This window comes from Vibrio sp. NH-UV-68 (assembly GCF_042940635.1).
GTDB lineage: Bacteria > Pseudomonadota > Gammaproteobacteria > Enterobacterales > Vibrionaceae > Vibrio > Vibrio pacinii.
Genome location: NZ_CP134976.1, coordinates 488,783 through 506,704, shown reverse-complemented (window position 1 = coordinate 506,704; position 17,922 = coordinate 488,783). Strand labels below are relative to the sequence as shown.

The following is a 17,922-nucleotide window of genomic DNA, read 5'->3' as shown; positions in this document are numbered from 1 at the left end:
AGTAAGCCAAATTATTGTGCCACTGAATAAGGAAAGGTAACACTGAGATTTTTTTCCTGCCTTTGTTCCCCATTTGACTGATAACGGCGACTTTTAAACGAAATAATCTGGAAAAAGAGCGAAAACAGGAACAAAATGAGATTTATCATGACTCATTTTAGGAGTGTTTTGCTGTGTCCGAGCTTAACTTGCTGCGCTATTACTCGCGCCTAGTGTCATTTGGTGTCGGTGACGAAGTGAAAACAACCCTGCCAGATGTCGCCAATATCCTCTGCACCAGTCCTCGACATGCGCGCAACCTTCTCAGTCAAATGCAACAACTGGCTTGGCTCACGTGGCAACCAAAATCAGGCCGTAACCAACGTTCAACCTTATTCCTTCGGCCCTCACTCGCTGAATTGAAAAGGCAATTGGCGAGCGAACGAATTTTGCAAGGTCAATATGAAAAGGCGCTGTCACTGCTTAATCACGATCAATTAGCATTTGGTCAACTACTGCAAAGAACCTCCGGCGCATCATTGCGCGAGGGCTTGATGCATATTCAGCTAACCTATAAGCGCGCCTTTGAGCACTTGGTGCCCCATCAATTACAGCGTTCCAGTGAGCGTTATTTACTGCGTCAAATCTATTGCTGTTTAGTGGCAAGTAGTAACGACGGTCAACTTGAAGCCCAACTTGCTCATCATTGGAACTACGATGAATCCTCTCTTGAATGGTCTTTCTTTCTTCGCCCTGGGCTCACTTTTCATAATGGCAAGCCCATTAGCGCTGAATGTATTGTTGCGTTGTTTGACAAACTGGTTCTACTTGACGATTACCGCAGTGAACTCAATCACTTGGTTCGGGTTTATTCACCCGGAGCTAACCGCGTGGTATTTCAACTCAGTGAACCCGACCAAGGCTTTGGAGGGTTGATCTCCGGGGTCAAGTATTCGATTCAACCTCCTGAACAAGTCAACCTATCCGCCCCTATGCTAGTGGTAGGATCTGGGCCCTTCGAAGTGACTGAGCACTCACACACCAAGCTGTGCCTTAGGGCCTTCGAGCGTTATTACGCTTGTCGTGCCTTGACTGATCAAGTGACCATTTGGCATTTAGATGAAAGCGAACTTGGCGACAAGCAACAAATTGAAACCAATCAACCCGGAGCATCACTGCGCCCGTCCTGTCATTACTATGTTGCCCATGCGGTAGGAAAAAGCAAAGCAGTTGAAAGTGAGATCAAGCAGAGCAGAACTGAAGATGGTTGTATGTTTGTGCTATTCAATCAATGCGCCAATATCGTGCTCAGTGAGCAGCAGCGTCGCTATCTCTCGACCTATATTACGCCACAAAAAGTCTACCAGTACCTCGACCAAACTGGCCAGTTGTTCGGCTGTGAACTAGCGAGTAACTTACTGCCGATTTGGCATAAAATTACCCGACCAACCATGCCTAAAACTGACTTGCCGCCACAGATCGATATTGCCATCTACGATTACAGTTCGCTGCGCCATTGCGCTCTCGCAGTCAAACACTTACTTGAGCAACTAGGAGTGACGGTAACTATCAATAGCTATAGCTACCGAGAGCTCACCGCGTTGTCTATCTCGGGCCAATTAACGGAGTCTGTGATTATCACCAACATCAATTTGGACGATAACCGCCACGCCTCGGCGTTTAACAGCTTGTATCATAATCCGATCATCCAACGCTGCATTGGTGAGTCATCCAAGCAGTGGCTAATGGAACACCTCACTTCGCTGCGTGCTCAAACCCAACTACATGACTACTTAGAGGCACTTGAACCGATCGCTTCTGCATTGATCAATCAATTTTGGTTAGCGCCACTGTTTCACCACCGACAAACTCTGCGCTTTCAGGGCGTTTTGAATGATGTTGAACTGACGAACTGGGGTTGGCCAGATATTCGCAATGTGTGGTCGACGGACTGAAATTGAGCAGACAATAATTAGTCCACTCAATTTTCTGTATCGTAAACAGCAGCCTCAAAACGATCAACGCTGACAGCAACTCGAGCTCTGTCAGCGTAATGACTAATGTTGATTGCGTTATCCTTGAGCACAGTTACCTGTGTACGCCAAATAGATTAGCCGACACAAATTATTAGCCAACACTATGCCAATCAATCAGCATTAAGGTTACAGTTTAACAAATACGATTTGCTCTAACTGCAAGCCTGGTTTAACAAAGTCTAACGTCAACTGATAGTAACCCTGTTCAAGTTTAACTTGCAGCCCCTCAACCTTGATCGATTTTCCATCGGTACCGTTGGTTGGTAACGTCTGGCTAAACTCGCCATTAAGCCACAAGCTACACGCAGACTGAGCCAGCGAATCACGGTCGTAGTTCATCACCCCATGACATTGATAGATCCCAGTCTGCTCAACGTAAAACGACAACGTAAGGTTGGTTTTACTGTTGATCTCAATCGGTTGTTCAACACTGTGACACTGCTCAGTTTTTGCACTGTGATGAGCCGAGAAAGCTTTGATCGGATCATAGGCGACAAGCGGGCGCTCCATTGCAGGGGTTTGCAAGATAAAGCGACAGATATTCATCGCACAGCGCTGTAACTCGCCTAATTCTAACGTGCCGTTATCCAACGCCTCGATGGTATCATCGCCCATCGCATTAGTTTTAGCACCATCATTCTCAACCACCATATACAGATCATTTTGCGAACGAATCATAAAGGATGTGAAGGTTTTCGCTTCTTTTCCAGCATGAATTGGATCGTTCATTTTCGCCCACCAATCCGTCATTACAATACCGCGATAGCCCCACTCATCACGCAAGATTGCGGTATTCAGGTCATAGTTAGAAGCCGCCCAATGACCATTAACTGGGTTATACGATGTCATGATAGTCGTCGCATCGCCCTCTTTTACCGCCATTTCAAACGCTTTAATATGTACTTCACGCAACGCCCTTTGTGACATCACGCTGTCCACATCAACACGAGCCGTTTCCTGATCATTGGCTGCATAATGCTTAATTGTTCCGGAAACACCCGCTTGCTTCAGTCCACGAGTTTGCGCAGCGGCCATCACTCCGGTCATCAATGGATCTTCTGAGAAATACTCAAAGTTACGCCCATTAAGTGGATGACGATGAATGTTAATCCCTGGGCCAAGTAATGTATCGATTTGATTGGCTTTGAGCTCTTGACCTACTAAGTTAAACAACTGCTGATTAAGCGGTCTGTTCCACGTACAGCCTAATAGAGTACCAATTGGCACTTGGGTCGCTTTGTGGCCACTGTCCATACGAATACCCGATGGTCCATCGGCAGCGGCAACCACGGGAATACCCAACTCAAATAGCTCATCACTGACACCACCAAACGCAGCCGCTGTGCCTGGCGTGACTTTTGGACTGCACATCCCTTCGCCGCGTACAATGGTTGCTAACTGTTGCGGTGTCATTTGCGCGACAAACTGCTCTAACGTCGCTTGTTGTTGTTTAACGTGATGAAGTTTAATGCCTTGGTCAGCAGTAAACTCGATAGATTGCGGCATGTTGTCTTTAATGCGCTGCGCCATATCAGTCGTACGCAGTGGTACTGACTCATAGGTTAAGGTATACACGCCATCATGATTGCAATCGCCTGGTTTAATTCGCTCAAACGCGGTAATTGGAGCACAAGCCTCCGTCAGAGCTTCAACGACAAAGGTCTCATCCACCTGCCAGTTTGGCTCAACTTTCACCGCTTCACGAACACTTGCACCTACGTAGAAGTGATACTGACCACGCTCAATCACATAACTGTTTTTAAATCCGCTCGCGCCAGTGTCGTCAAAAGAGGCAAGTCGATCTAACGTTAGCTCGATGCTCAACGTCTGAGACTCACCAGGATGGAGTCGCTCTGTTTTCTCAAATCCAACCAAGCTGCGAGCCGCTTTACCTAACGCCCCTTGCGGCGCTGCGACGTAAAGTTGAACCACCTCTTTGCCCGCATAAGTGGAGCCAATATTGGTCACTTTAACGTTGAAACATAGCGTCGTTTGCTTACCTTGACCTTTCACTTCGAGCCCAAGCATTTCGCGTGAGAACTCGGTGTAACTTAAACCAGCACCAAAGGGAAACTGAACGGCCTGTGGCGCAAATGTTTCAAAGTAGCGATAGCCGACGTAAATATCTTCAGCGTAGAGATTGTAATCTTTAGCACCGAAATGAGCCGAAGATGGGTAATCTTCTAATCGGTATGCGATGGTGTCGGTCAAGCGGCCACTCGGTGAAACATTACCACTGAGGATATCGGCTAACGCATGCCCTCCTTCCATACCAGCGGCCCAGCTATACAACACCGCTTTAATCGACTGATGATGTTCAACCGTGGTGAGCCAAGACATATCCATAATGTTAGTGACATTCATCACCACAATCACGTGATCAAAATGCTGGCTAACTTTGCTGAGCATATCGAACTCAGTTTCAGTAAGACGATAACTTCCTGATGCATCCGCGTTGTCTTGGTCTTCTCCAGCAGTACGTCCTATAAACACCACCGCCTTTACCGATTGCTGCGCAGCATCGATAACCAACTGCTCGGTTAGGGGCATTTCTTGTTGGTACCACGGCTCTGCTGCCCAGCCACCGCCGCCATCATCAAATGGGTGATCGGCAATCCACTCTTGATAGATAGCGACCAAGTCTTGGTTGATAGAAATAGTTGCATTGCTGCGCAAACCTTCTAACGCACTGATCGAATAAGGGACATTCACTGCACCACCCGATCCAGTACCACTGCGGTAGGTATCAATTTGGCAGCGCCCAAAAAGTGAAACGGTTTCGTTGCAGCGCAACGGTAAAGTAGCGTCGTCATTTTTGAGTAACACGATCCCTTCTGCCGCCGCTTGGCGACTCACTGGTGCTAAGCTTTGCTGCGCTTGGATAATGAGGTCATTGTTCATCTGTACACTCTATTCGTTATTAAGGTGAAGCGTAGAGGGCTGGCGAATACAGCCATAACATGTAAACCGATACGCTTTATATTCAAAACATAGTAGACTTGGATTACGCGCAATTCTACGAATATAGCGACAATAAAAAGGAAAAAAACGACATGACACCGCGCTATCGACTTCGATCACATCAACGTTATCAACATCTGAACTTTGCTTTTGTCGATGGAGACCATAAAACCGACTTCGCAATGCACAAGCATGATTTTTCAGAGCTGTTTTTGGTACTCGAAGGCAGTGGCAAGCATGTGGTTTCAAAATATGAATACCCTTTGAACACTGGCGACATTTTTGTTATCAACGGTGATACAGAGCACGGGTTCAAAGACGTCGATAACCTCAAACTGATCAATCTAATGTTCGATGCATCGTCGCCTTTTTTTGAGTTGCCTTCTATGCGCGCACTGTCCGGTTATCAAGCGCTGTTCAAAATTGAGCCGATAGCCCGTCAAACCAGTGAATATAGCGCCAAGCTTACGCTCAGCCGTGAGCAGTTACCGCAGGCTGCGACTCTATTAGAACAAATTCGTAACGAATACCAACAAGCAGAACCTGGCTTTGAGATCGTCATCAGCAGCCTAATGCAGCAATTGGTGGTCAAACTGGCTCGGCTTTATCACAAGCAGCAACTTGATACCCCTCAAACCACCTTTGCACTTAGCCGCGCCTTGGTATACATAGAGCAACACTTCACCGATAGCCATATCGACATTGAACACATCGCCAATGCAGCATTTGTTAGCTCAAGGCAATTGCAGCGTTTATTTCGTCAATACTTTGAGTGTTCACCAATGCAATACCTGCGCACACTGCAGCTTAACTATTCACATCAGTTGATCGTTGACGAAAAGGTAGGTTCGGTTCAGGTTATCGCCGAGCGAAGTGGTTTTAGTGACAGCAACTATTTTTCTAAGTGCTACAAACAACAATTTGGTCAAACCCCGCGTACAGACATAAAAAAAGCCGCTACACAGATGAGCGGCAAAGGCGATAACGAGGAGCAAGTCCTGTATCAGAGATAATAGGTCAACAAAGTGTTGTGACTAATAATGGATAATAATGAAAAAAGAAGGCGTGCCTCTTGGCTAGACATGCCCTCACTATTTACTCAGTTGATTACCACCACATATCAGCTTGGATGCCAACGATAAAGTCACTATCACCGTTGTTGGTTCCTGCGTCCGATAAATAAGTCGCTAAGAAACGAATTTCTGGTGCAGGCCCCATACCAGTATTAACAACAACAGTCGGTGCCAAAGTGGCTTTAACGACATTTGAGCTGCTAGTGTCGCCGTTTACAGCTTCCACTTCAGAGTATTGATAACCAAATTCAGTCGCAACGAAGAAGCTTTCTGAAACGTTGTACGTTGGGCGAACCATTGCTGACATCCAATAATCGTTACCACCATCATCGTAATCGTTGTACTGTGCTTGTAATGAGGTAAAGTAGTTCATCTTGCTCTCTTGAGGAAAGAAACCACCCCATGTTAAAAAGCGTGCTGAATTGTCACCATCTTTAACCTGAGTCAAGAAACTCTGACCTTGACCACGAGGCGTGCCCGGCTTGTATGCATTGTACTCGGTCATTGTACCACCCAGTAATTGTCCTGCTCCCAAGCCATTACCGTACTGACCGATCACTTTTGAAAAGCCATTTCCAGGTAAACCCCACAAGCTGTCTAAGTGGTAAATGCCCGTAATTTCGAAACCCGTTTCAGCGAAATCAGTTTCAATGGTATCATCAACGCTGTTGTAGTTATCAGGTAGGTATTTACCCATAGCGTGCAACTCGAACTTACCAAAATTGACCCCAACATGAACTGCATGCATAGTGTTGTTGGTGTTGTCTCCCCAACGACCACCATCATTGTCACTTTTGTCACTCGAAATATAAGCAAAGTCCCATTTATTTCCACCAAGTTCAACGCCTTCGATACCGACACCTGTACCCGACATATCTGTGTAGAAAAAATCCGTCATGAAGATGTAATTATCCTTACCGTAGAATCGCTTACCGCCCCATAATGTGCCCGTTTCGGTGACACCATCAAATTCGACAAACGTTTCCATAATCCCAATGTCACTTGAGTTGACGTTCGAACCTAGTTGATTGTTGGCAGTATTGTGGTTATCTGCACCCGCTCGGGTTTTAATTCGAATTGCTTTGCCGTTATCTAAGTTAAAGTTTTTTTGCAATGCTAATTCATAGTGGTTATCAGACTCAATACCAAGACGGCCCAATGTTTCTTTAGATGCTGGGAATTTAGCTCGTTTCAAATCATCTTCAACACTAAAGAGTGCTCCTGCACGAAAATACCCGTGAAATTCAAAACCATCGGTAGTTTCAGCGTAAACCGAAGGTACAACGGCCATTGAGGTCACTGCGCTGAAACAGGCAAGGGTAAGCTTAGATAATTTCATAATAACTCCATGTTCTCGTTTTGTTTACGCTAAAGAAAGCGCTTTCTTATGATTTTTAAAAATTAGCCAACATCTTTGAAAAAGCAGAGACTCATCTAGCTTCCCCCACTGCTTGGACCAAGATAAACATTCATTGTTGGCTTGATGAGTATTTTATGGATAACCGACACCTACAAAAAGTGATCAAAACCACAAAGAAAGCGCTTTCAAAATGAGGCGGATCACAACATGGTAAAGAATTGAATCAAATGTTGAAGACTAAAAAGCCCCGCTGATAATCAAGCGAGGCTTTGGGTAATATTTAATAACTAGTCCGCAACAAATCGAATATTAGCGATCTCTACAGAAAGGTTTTCACCATCTAATCCTTCAACAACCAAGGGATTTATTACAGAACTAAGGTCAAATTTACTGCCGGGTGAGTAACGGTTATCTTCTGCCAAAAAGTCACTAACTGCAATGCTATAACGGTGCCATCCACCATCGGCAAGTAGACCAGTACTTGTTTCACTAAGGCTGATATCACTGACATTCGGCCAGCCACTATCCATCTTTATTAACACATCACTATTTGAACCTAGATCGGTAATTTTAATATCAAACTGCAACCACCAATTGGCATAATCGCTCATGTCGACGGCTGGATTTGCCGCAATAAATAGATTACCCGCCCCATTAAAATCAGCTTTAATAACGCCATCAATCAAGGTGAGTCGATCCTCTCCATCCGGATTATAACCATCGAGTACAAAACCTTCCGCTACGTCATCGCTAAGTAGAGTAAGAGGTTTTACTAAGATAATGTGATTGATCTTAAAAGCAAGATTGCTGTTATTAATAGGTTCAAACACCACTGGATTAACTATCGATGCGAGATGGAATCCATTGACCCCTTGAGCAACGAAGTCATCGATGGCAAAGCGAAAAGTCTTCCACTGTTCAACGGTTGGCAATTGAGAGAATGGTATATTCAATGTCGCTAGAGCCGGATAACCACTGTCCATTTTGATCGCTAAGTCACTCGCATTTCCGCCAACATAGCTCAAGTCGAAAGATAGTTCACCTCCAGAGAAGTCGCTTAAATCAATAGACTCTCCGAGTGCCTCTATATACGCATTACCACTATCAATAATACTGATGTTGATACCGGAAGCATCGATAGAACGCGTATCATTACTGCTATCATCCCAACCATTTAAATTAAAGCCTTGGCTAAGGTCACCGTCACTAAAGAGGGTTAGACTTAATGCCGATAGATCGATATCGCTAGGGAAACTCGGCTCTGTGACGCCCGAGTTTTTCACAGCCTGTTTTGATACATTGCTCGCACAGCCTTGCCCCGTTTCGAGATCAACACTACATTGATAAACGCGAACATAGTCGATTTGCATCTCTGCCTGTTCAATGCTCGAATCAATCCCCCCATCATTGACTGATGTAGGCCAGTTTCCACCCATCGCTAGGTTGAGAATCAAGTGAAAGTCTTGATTATATGGGGCATCACCACTCCCACTGATCCAGTTGCCTTGCTCATCTTGATAGTGTGACCACCACCCTTCACTGGTTTGGGTCGCATAGTGCACATCGTCCACATACCAACGGATTTCGCCTTTTTCCCACTCTATTGCATAAGTATGAAACTTAGCAGTAGGCCCACTCTTACTATCAGAAAAATCGTATGCCTCTCCAGAGTAAACATTGTTCGGCCAGGATTTACCGTAATGTAACGTTCCATGGACACGATTTTCTGGCTTAACTTCATCGCCCTCTTGATAGGCTGTACCTAAATTGACCGCCTCCATGATATCAATCTCACCAGAAGCAGCCCAACCTCCATACACCCAGTCGGTTGGCAACATCCAGATAGCAGGCCAGGTTCCTTGACCTTGAGGTAGCTTGGCACGAACTTCAAAACGGCCATACTTCCAATCTGCCTTATTCATAGTACGTAAACGTGCTGATGAGTAAGGGAGAGTCGTTGTGGTTTGACCATAACCGTCACTACCCTCAACCTGATCCGGGCCAGTCGTTTCTCCTTTTAAGAGACGAATGACCAGCTTCCCGTTCGAAACAAACGAATTTGCGCTGTCATCGACATAACATTGCTGTTCGGCATTGCCTCCCCCCCAACAATTAACTTCATGAGTCCATTTATCAGCGTCAATGTCACGCCCTTCAAATTCATCATGCCAAACCAGTTGCCATTTTGATTGATTACAACCCACTAGTAATAAGGGGAGTAAGCTAACTAAGGCTAATTTTTTTGTATTTTTCAAAGTCTATTTCCTGCTCTATTTTTGAAAGCGCTTTCTCATAAAAGCATGAACACTGAGATTTTTTTCTCTTGGATCGGAGACTAAAACAATAACTTCCATTAACAGTCATCTATAACATATTGAAAAAATATACGTTATTAAGAACTCCTTCCCCCTAAAAAGCTTATTGAAGTTGATGATGGATTTATGTGATCATTGGCATCAAGAAAGCGCTTTCTTAAGCGTTAGTTCACAATTATTTATCTAAATTGAATCAAACTACAGCAGCAGTGATGAAAGTTCCGATAGAATCAACAGCAGTGAGGCTAGCCAACTTATGCTCAATAAATTGGCAGCACTGTCCACCTAATTTTTAAATGGATAAGGTACTTACCATTGATAACCATTAAAGAAGTGTCAGAATTGGCTAAAGTCTCTCAGTCAACCGTTTCCCGAGCACTTAACGGCCACCCTACCGTCAAAGAGGCGAATCGTAATAAGGTCTTCGAAGCCATCGAACAATTAGGGTATAAGCCCAACGCCTTCGCTCAAGCCTTAGCATCAAGTCGTTCGAACAGTATTGGTATGCTGGTCGGCTCATTGGATGGCCCTTTTTATGGACCTTTGATGCATTACGCTGAAGATACTGTTCGACAGAAAAATAATTACCTTATCGTCACCAGTGGCCAAGAGTCTTATGAAAAGGAGCAAGACTCGATTAATTTTCTTCGCTCTAGGCAGGTCGACGGTCTAATCATTCACTCAGATAAACTCTCTGATGACGAATTGATTAAAGTAGTCGAAGACAACACATCGACCATCATCCTCAACCGTTGCATTCCTGAAGTCGCCGAACACTGTATCTATATCGACAATGAGCTGGGTGGTTACTTAGCCACCAAACACTTGCTTGAGCTTGGTCATACTCGCGTTGCGTGTATCACTGGGCAATTGAGTAAAGGCGATAGTCGCGATCGATTACAAGGTTATCGCAACGCTTTAGCCGAGTTTGGCCTTCAATACGATGCAAACCTGGTGGTCGAAGGTCGCTTTGACCATAACGGTAATCACGATAAAGCAAGACGTCTACTCGACCGCGCTCCCGATATCAGCGCCATATTTTGTCAAAATGATAATATTGCTCTGGCTGTATATGACATCGCAATTGAAAGAGGCATCAAAATAGGTAAAGACTTGTCCGTGGTAGGTTTTGATAATGACAGCCACAGTCAGCATATCCGCCCTAGGTTAACGACCGTCAACTTCCCAGTTGAGGAGATGGGCACTGAAGCCGCGCATGGTGTTTTATCTTTCGTAAACAAAGAGGCACTAACGATTAAACATCGTTTAGAGCCAGAGTTGGTTATCCGTGAGTCGGCGGGCGCTTTTGAATAATAGTGCTTAATAACAACTCGGTATTTTGCAATAAAAAGTGATGATGACAAAGGTGCTCTCATAGAGCACCTAATACAACCTTGATTATCGATAAATCATAGGCAGTAATGGATTCTCAAGCGCAATGCTATCACGACTCTCCATATCCACAGCTTTTAGTACCTTGGCAAAATGTTGTATAAATAGCTGATCAAAACAGCCATTATTGATGATTATTTTTAAACCTTGCTCTAGCTGCATTGCCAGTTGAGGTTGCGATGAATTGACGTAGAAAACCACAGGAAAAGAATATCTAAGCGCTTTGGTTGGCTCAATCATTAACGATGCAGTATGCGTATCATACTGTTGTAAAACTTCATCGGCTTCATTGGCACCAAGAGTCAGAAAATCAACTTTACCCTGTGCAAGCCAAGTCAACATTTCAGCTAAACTGCCCTTCTCTTTGACGTTGTAACCATTATGTCGGAATAATTCAGCATCAACCCAAGTATTTGGCACACCAACACATTGTTGCTTAAGCTCATCTTCTGACATGTGAGCAAATTCACCTTGACGTGAGTGATGAATTATCGGAACACGCCAACCTAATAGGCCCTTGCATAACGGCGTTGGAACCTCAATAAAGTCACGCCCCATAAATTTGCGATTGCCTGCCACTGTAACAAGTAGATCAGCGCCGTTATCAAGCACAGCCCCTTCATCATCTGCATTGGGGTAATCGGTCATGTCATTATGTACTTGCTCATCAATACCAATGTGATGTAGAACAAGTTCAAGCAGTTGATGTTCATAAGCCTGCCTTGCAGCGGACTTATTTCCATTCCAGAAGTGGATCATAGACGACTCTTTAATGGCTAAAATCATCAGCAAACTTTATCCAATCCGCCCACCAAAGAAAGCGCTTTCTTTCATTTTGTACTGAAATGTGACACCTCGCAAATTTACTGATAAAAAAGACGTGATCTGACTCAAACAATTGCCTCAACTCCCCTTAAAGTACGTCCTCTATTCAGCGATAAATCTATCTGAAAAAAGTTTGATTAAAATCAAAGTCATCACTTTAACTAACTAATTTAAAAGAAAATTAACTCCAAAAGACCATTGGAAAAACTTTTTGAAACTTGAGCTAATTTCTGTGATCCACAATGAAGTTTACGCACAAAAGTTTGAAATCCTCCTACTATCGGCATAAAACGACTGCAAGAAAGCGCTTTCTTAAGTGCTTCGGGGGATGAACAAAATACATAACTAAATAAATAAGGACGATGTGATGCATAAGAAAACTCTGGTCGCTACGCTTGCTACCAGCATGCTTTTATCAGCGACTGTTCAAGCAGACGAAATCAAGCAAGGCGGTACGTTAATAGTTCCAATCATTAACAATGGCTTTGTTGAAAACTTTAACCCCTATACAACCAAAGATATTCTTAATGGAACCATGTTTGAACCGCTAATGGTTCATAACAACATGACTGGTGATATTGACTACCGCCTTGCCGAGTCATACCAGTATTCAGACGATCTTAAAACGCTGACAATTAAAATTCGAAGCGGTCTCACTTGGTCGGACGGTTCACCATTGACTGCAGAAGATATTGCCTACAGCTATACCATGCCAAAAGAAGCTCCAGCTTTCGACATAAAAGGTTTTTGGGGCGAGTCTGGTAACCTGAAGTCAATCGATGTAATTGATAACGTGACGGTACAATTTAACCTTAAAGAGGCTGACTCTACCTTTATTCTTCACGTCAGCGCGTATCATATCGTACCTAAGGCTCAGTGGTCGAAAGCCAAGGATTTGACCACATTTACTAACCCGAATCCAATCGGTAATGGTCCGTTTACTGAGGTTAAGTATCAACGTGCTCAACAGATGGAACTGTGCCGCAACCCTAACTACTATTTAGCCAACGAAAATCGCCCTTACATTGACTGTGTAAACTTCCGCTCGTTCAGTGATAACTCACAAGTTCAACCCGCTCTGATTCGTGGAGAAATCGATTGGGGTTCAAACTTTATTGCTGATATTGACCGTACTTATGTCGATTTAGATAAAGAGAACAACCATTACTGGTACCCAGCGAATGATGCGATTCACCTATATGTAAACACGAAAGAAGCACCGTTTGATGATGTTAAAGTTCGTCAAGCACTTTCCATGGCACTGGACCGTGAGTCAATTGTCGAGTTTGCAGCCTACGGCTATCCAACCGTGAACTACAACGTAGGCGGTATCGCTGAACTTTATTCGCCGTATATCGATCACGACTTAAACAAAGAATACGCATCTTTAACTCAATTCAACCCTGAAAAAGCCAACAAACTATTGGATGAAGCGGGATTGAAAGATACCAATGGCGATGGCATCCGCGAAACCAAAGATGGCAAGCCATTTGAGTTTGATATTGAAGTAGTAAACGGTTGGACAGACTGGATCCAAGTGGTTCAGATGGTGTCTGAGTACTACCAAGAAGTCGGCATCAAAGCCAATGTAAAAACGGTTGACTGGTCGGTTTACGACGAAAACTTGAAGAAAAGCACCTACAGCATGTCGATCAACTGGTCGATGGTTGCTGCAGACCCAATTCTTGCTTTCCAAGAGTACTACCACACCTCTCGTATTGGCGTAACTTGGCATGCAGGTCACGGTGTGCATAGCCCAGAAGTCGATCAGATGATCGAAGCGTTTGGCCGCACTTCTGATACAGAAAAACAGCAAGCGATCATTGATGATCTACAGCGTTTCACCGCAGAGAACATCCCGTTTATTCCATTGTTTTCTAATGCGACTTGGTTCCAGTACAGCACTAAGAAGTTCACTGGTTGGCCAACAGCAGAAAACCCATACGTTCAGCCAGTATTTTATGATGCAGGTAAGCGTGTGATTATCCTTAATAACTTACACCTTAAGTAACTCTCCATCGCATGGTCGTGGCAGTGCCATGACCATGCTTAATTCAGTTTAAGGTAATTTTATGTCGTTTTTATTTCGCCGATTTGGCTTTTATTTTACCGCTTTCCTAGTAGCAATTACTTTTAACTTTGCGCTACCAAGGATTATGCCTGGTGACCCAGTGGCCGCTTTATTCGCAGCTTCTGCGGGCCAGATGGACCCATCTCAGATGGACGCTGTACGCGAGATGTACGGCTTCGTAGATGGCAATATTTTTGTTCAATATTTCTCTTACATTAAAAGTGTCTTCACCCTTGATTTGGGACCTTCAGTACTGATGTTCCCTGTCAGCGTCATGGACGTTATCGCAATGACGCTACCTTGGACTCTTTTTCTCGCACTAGGCTCTTTGATCGTCGCCTTAATTATCGGCGTTAGCATCGGTACTTATGCGTCATATCGCCGTGAAGGGTTATTCGGTCAGTTTGTTCCACCGATTCTTGCATTTATCAGTAACTTCCCATACGTGGTAACAGCATTATTACTGTTTTACTTTTTTGGTTTAAAGATGGAACTGTTGCCGCTTGCATACACTTATGACCAAAGCTTAGAGCCAAGTTTCAGTTGGGAATTTATCTCCAGTGTTCTTAAGCATGCCGTATTACCTGTTGGTTCAATGGTTGTAGTCGGTATTTCGACTTGGGTCTTTAACATGCGCAACGCGATGATCAACGTGCTCGGTGAAGACTATGTCACTATGGCAGAAGCCAAAGGCCTTAGCAGCTTCCGTGTGATGTCTCGTTACGCTGGCCGAAATGCGATTCTTCCAGTTGCCACAGCGATTGCAATGGCGATTGGCTTCTCGTTCGCAGGTTCAATCATGACGGAGATCGTTTTTAACTATCAAGGTCTGGGAAATGTACTTCTCAATGCGATCAATGCACGTGATTACCCTCTAATCCAAGCGATTTTACTTATTCTTGTAACCGCAGTCCTCGCCGCTAACTTCATTGCGGATTTACTGTACGTTTGGCTTGACCCACGAATCTCTAACTAAGGTGCATCATGGATAACTTATTGAACCCAAATGTCGATCCGAATGAACCTGTGATTAAACAGTCGACATTTTATTGGAAAAACATCAAACAGAAACTGCATGGTTTGTACAATTTCTTCTATGGCAACCCACCAGCTATCATTGGCACCTTCTTGCTCACTGTCGTGCTGATAGGAACACTATTCGCACCTGTGCTCGCCACGCATGATCCAGAGAAACGAGTTGCAAGGCCACACGAAGCCCCAAGCGCAGAGCACTACTTCGGTAGCACGCGTTCTGGACGAGACGTATACAGCCAAGTGCTATATGGAGGCCAAAAAACGTTGTCGGTTGCTCTAACGGCTGGTGTTATCGCCATGACGCTCGCGGTAGTGGTTGGTTTAACCGCTGGATATTTTGGTGGCAAAATCGACGAGCGTTTGAACTTCCTGACCAACGTATTCTTGGTGTTCCCGCAGCTCCCCTTATTGATCGTACTAGCGGCCTTTTTTGGGCAAGTCGGTTCCGGGGTCATCGCCTTGCTGCTCGGGATCACTTCCTGGCCGTGGGGTGCCCGTGTTATTCGCTCACAAACCATGGCGATTCGCAGTAAAGAGTTCATCATTTCAGCAGAAGTGATGGGGGAATCAAAAGCTCGCATTATTTTTATCGAAATACTACCGAATCTAATTTCTATCGTATTCGGTGGTTTCTTGGGCGCGGTTATTTATGCAATGGGCGCAGAAGCGGGGCTTGGTTTCCTAGGTCTCAGTGATGCCACAGAAGTCAGTTGGGGCTCGATGCTTTACTGGGCGCAAACGTCCGCATCACTCTACACCGGCGCTTGGTGGGAAATGTTAGTGCCAGCGATTGCACTAGCAATAACTGGCGGCGCGTTGGCTTTAATCAACATGTCGATTGACCAAGTCAGTAACCCGAAACTAAGAACTGGCCCACATATGAAACTGTGGCGCAAACTAAAGTTAGAAGCAGATAAACGTAGAGGTCTAAAATGAGCACCCTATTAGAAATCAATAATCTGTGTGTCGATTACGTCTCTCCGAATGGCGTAGCACGTGCTGTCAACAATGTTAGCTTAAAGATTGCAGAAGGCGAAACCCTGGGTATCGCAGGTGAATCAGGCTGTGGCAAAAGTACCCTCGCCTTTGCTATTTCTCGACTGCATAAAGCACCGGCACTGATCTCCGAAGGTGAAATCCTATACAAGGGTCAAGATATATTGAAGATGACGGACCGCCAGCTACGTGACTTCCGTTGGAATGACGTGTCAGTGGTTTTCCAAAGTGCAATGAACTCTCTCAACCCAGTGATTACCATCGGTGAACAACTTACCGATGTTATCCTCGCACACCGAAAAGTGCGCTATCAACAAGCTCATGATCGCGCAGTGGAACTGCTTAAAGTCGTCGGTATCCATGCAGACCGCATGGCAAGTTTTCCACACCAACTGAGTGGCGGAATGCGTCAACGTGTGGTCATCGCTATTGCTCTCGCACTGGAGCCAAAATTGATCATCATGGATGAGCCAACAACGGCGCTCGACGTGGTGGTAGAACGCGAGATTCTTAACGAGCTCTATGATCTTAAAGAAAAATTTGGTTTTTCAATCCTATTCATAAGCCACGACCTGAGCTTGATGGGTGAAATCGCCGACCGAATTGGTGTGATGTACGCTGGCAACCTAATTGAGCTTGGCGATGCTAAGCGTGTGTTTAGTCAACCCGATCATCCCTACAGCCAAGGGCTTATCTCTTCTTTTCCGACCATTCACGGACCAAAAGAGCGACTATATGGTATTCCGGGCAATCCCGTGAACCTACTGAAGATTCCGCAAGGTTGTAACTTCCAAGAGCGCTGCACTAAGTGTAATGAAGTATGTTCGCAACAAGAGCCGAGACTTATTGCTAACCGACCTAACCATCAAGTGGCCTGTCACCTAGTAGAGGAAATGTAAGATGGAGCTTATCGAAAAACATCAAACTATTTTATCTATTGAAAACTTGGTAAAAGACTTTCCTATCGGTCAATCGAAAAACATGATGCGTGCCGTCAATGACGTGTCATTTGAACTCAAGAAAGGTGAAGCACTTGCCATTGTAGGTGAGTCAGGCTCTGGCAAAAGTACAGGTGCCCGTATTCTTACCCGCATTTATGACAAAACGGCCGGAAATATTACCTTCAAAGGACAACCTTTGGATGAATATATCAAACAGCATGGTGAACTTGAGTACGCTAGACAAGTGCAGATGATCTTCCAAGACCCATTTGGCTCACTTAACCCAGTGCACAGCATCTATCATCACATTGCACGACCATTATTAATTCATAAACGAGCTGAAAAAGAGGCGATCCCGAAACTTGTCCATGACTTACTTGAATTGGTCGGCCTTAGCCCTGCCAAAGAAACAGCGGAAAAGTTTCCCTATGAATTGAGTGGCGGTCAACGTCAGCGTGTGGCGATTGCACGTGCTTTAGCGGTCGATCCTGAAGTCATTCTTGCCGATGAACCGATTTCGATGCTTGATGTGTCAGTTCGCCTTGGCATCTTAAATCTCATGTCCGATCTCAAAGATAAGCATGGTATTTCTTTCATGTACATCACGCACGACATCGCAACCGCACGATACTTTGCCGAGAAAACCGCGGTGATGTACGTCGGTCATATGGTGGAATGGGGTAGCAGTGATAGCGTGACACAAAACCCACAGCATCCTTACTCGAAGCTATTGCTGTCAGCAGTACCTGAGCCTGGTCAATCCGGCCGTCGTGAACTGTTAGCGAAAAAAGGTGACATTCCATCTTGGAAACCAAGCAGTGTCGGTTGTCCATTTGCGACCCGATGTTTGAAAGCGAGCGAGGAGTGTACCCAATCCATTCCTGAGCCGACTCAAGTGGGCCAAGACCACTACGTTCGCTGCCATCACCTATAATTAA

General features: G+C 44.8%; 12 protein-coding genes. 8 read left to right on the top strand and 4 right to left on the bottom strand.

The window, feature by feature from the left end; all coding sequences use genetic code 11:
• The first annotated feature begins 173 nt into the window (after positions 1-173).
• On the top strand, positions 174-1,934 hold the full coding sequence (locus ViNHUV68_RS16685; RefSeq protein ID WP_391091692.1) for an SgrR family transcriptional regulator: 1,761 nt from the start codon (positions 174-176) through the stop codon (positions 1,932-1,934).
• 207 nt (positions 1,935-2,141) lie between these two features.
• Here ViNHUV68_RS16685 and ViNHUV68_RS16680 read toward each other — a convergent pair whose 3' ends face one another.
• Complete coding sequence (locus ViNHUV68_RS16680) at positions 2,142-4,916, bottom strand: glycoside hydrolase family 3 C-terminal domain-containing protein (protein WP_391091690.1); 2,775 nt, start codon at positions 4,914-4,916, stop codon at positions 2,142-2,144.
• Positions 4,917-5,068: 152 nt separating this feature from the next.
• Between ViNHUV68_RS16680 and ViNHUV68_RS16675 the strand changes: the two genes are divergently transcribed.
• Positions 5,069-5,989 (top strand): helix-turn-helix domain-containing protein, encoded by a 921-nt coding sequence (locus ViNHUV68_RS16675; protein ID WP_391091689.1) that lies wholly within the window; start codon positions 5,069-5,071, stop codon positions 5,987-5,989.
• A 94-nt stretch (positions 5,990-6,083) separates the two neighbouring features.
• Here ViNHUV68_RS16675 and ViNHUV68_RS16670 read toward each other — a convergent pair whose 3' ends face one another.
• Together ViNHUV68_RS16670 and ViNHUV68_RS16665 are read right to left on the bottom strand one after the other, a co-directional pair.
• Positions 6,084-7,388, bottom strand: coding sequence for a carbohydrate porin (locus tag ViNHUV68_RS16670; RefSeq protein WP_391091687.1), 1,305 nt, complete (start codon positions 7,386-7,388; stop codon positions 6,084-6,086).
• A gap of 308 nt (positions 7,389-7,696) precedes the next feature.
• Complete coding sequence (locus tag ViNHUV68_RS16665; RefSeq protein ID WP_391091685.1) at positions 7,697-9,664, bottom strand: family 16 glycosylhydrolase; 1,968 nt, start codon at positions 9,662-9,664, stop codon at positions 7,697-7,699.
• A 375-nt stretch (positions 9,665-10,039) separates the two neighbouring features.
• Between ViNHUV68_RS16665 and ViNHUV68_RS16660 the strand changes: the two genes are divergently transcribed.
• Positions 10,040-11,038, top strand: a complete 999-nt coding sequence (locus ViNHUV68_RS16660; RefSeq protein ID WP_391091683.1) for a substrate-binding domain-containing protein — start codon at positions 10,040-10,042, stop codon at positions 11,036-11,038.
• Between the two features lie 84 nt (positions 11,039-11,122).
• Here ViNHUV68_RS16660 and ViNHUV68_RS16655 read toward each other — a convergent pair whose 3' ends face one another.
• The gene (locus ViNHUV68_RS16655; RefSeq protein ID WP_391091681.1) at positions 11,123-11,875 is read right to left on the bottom strand and encodes a hypothetical protein; all 753 of its coding nucleotides are present in this window, start codon (positions 11,873-11,875) and stop codon (positions 11,123-11,125) included.
• 433 nt (positions 11,876-12,308) lie between these two features.
• Here ViNHUV68_RS16655 and ViNHUV68_RS16650 point away from each other — a divergent pair, with 433 nt between their 5' ends.
• The 5 genes from ViNHUV68_RS16650 (at position 12,309) to ViNHUV68_RS16630 (ending at position 17,918) form a co-directional block, all read left to right on the top strand.
• The gene (locus ViNHUV68_RS16650) at positions 12,309-13,952 is read left to right on the top strand and encodes an ABC transporter substrate-binding protein (protein WP_391091679.1); all 1,644 of its coding nucleotides are present in this window, start codon (positions 12,309-12,311) and stop codon (positions 13,950-13,952) included.
• Between the two features lie 61 nt (positions 13,953-14,013).
• The gene (locus ViNHUV68_RS16645) at positions 14,014-14,988 is read left to right on the top strand and encodes an ABC transporter permease (RefSeq protein ID WP_038177483.1); all 975 of its coding nucleotides are present in this window, start codon (positions 14,014-14,016) and stop codon (positions 14,986-14,988) included.
• Between the two features lie 8 nt (positions 14,989-14,996).
• Complete coding sequence (locus ViNHUV68_RS16640; protein WP_391091677.1) at positions 14,997-15,983, top strand: ABC transporter permease subunit; 987 nt, start codon at positions 14,997-14,999, stop codon at positions 15,981-15,983.
• On the top strand, positions 15,980-16,942 hold the full coding sequence (locus tag ViNHUV68_RS16635) for an oligopeptide/dipeptide ABC transporter ATP-binding protein (protein ID WP_391091675.1): 963 nt from the start codon (positions 15,980-15,982) through the stop codon (positions 16,940-16,942). Before ViNHUV68_RS16640 ends, ViNHUV68_RS16635 begins: the two co-directional genes overlap by 4 nt.
• A gap of 1 nt (position 16,943) precedes the next feature.
• Positions 16,944-17,918 (top strand): ABC transporter ATP-binding protein, encoded by a 975-nt coding sequence (locus ViNHUV68_RS16630; protein ID WP_038177487.1) that lies wholly within the window; start codon positions 16,944-16,946, stop codon positions 17,916-17,918.
• Positions 17,919-17,922: the final 4 nt, after the last annotated feature.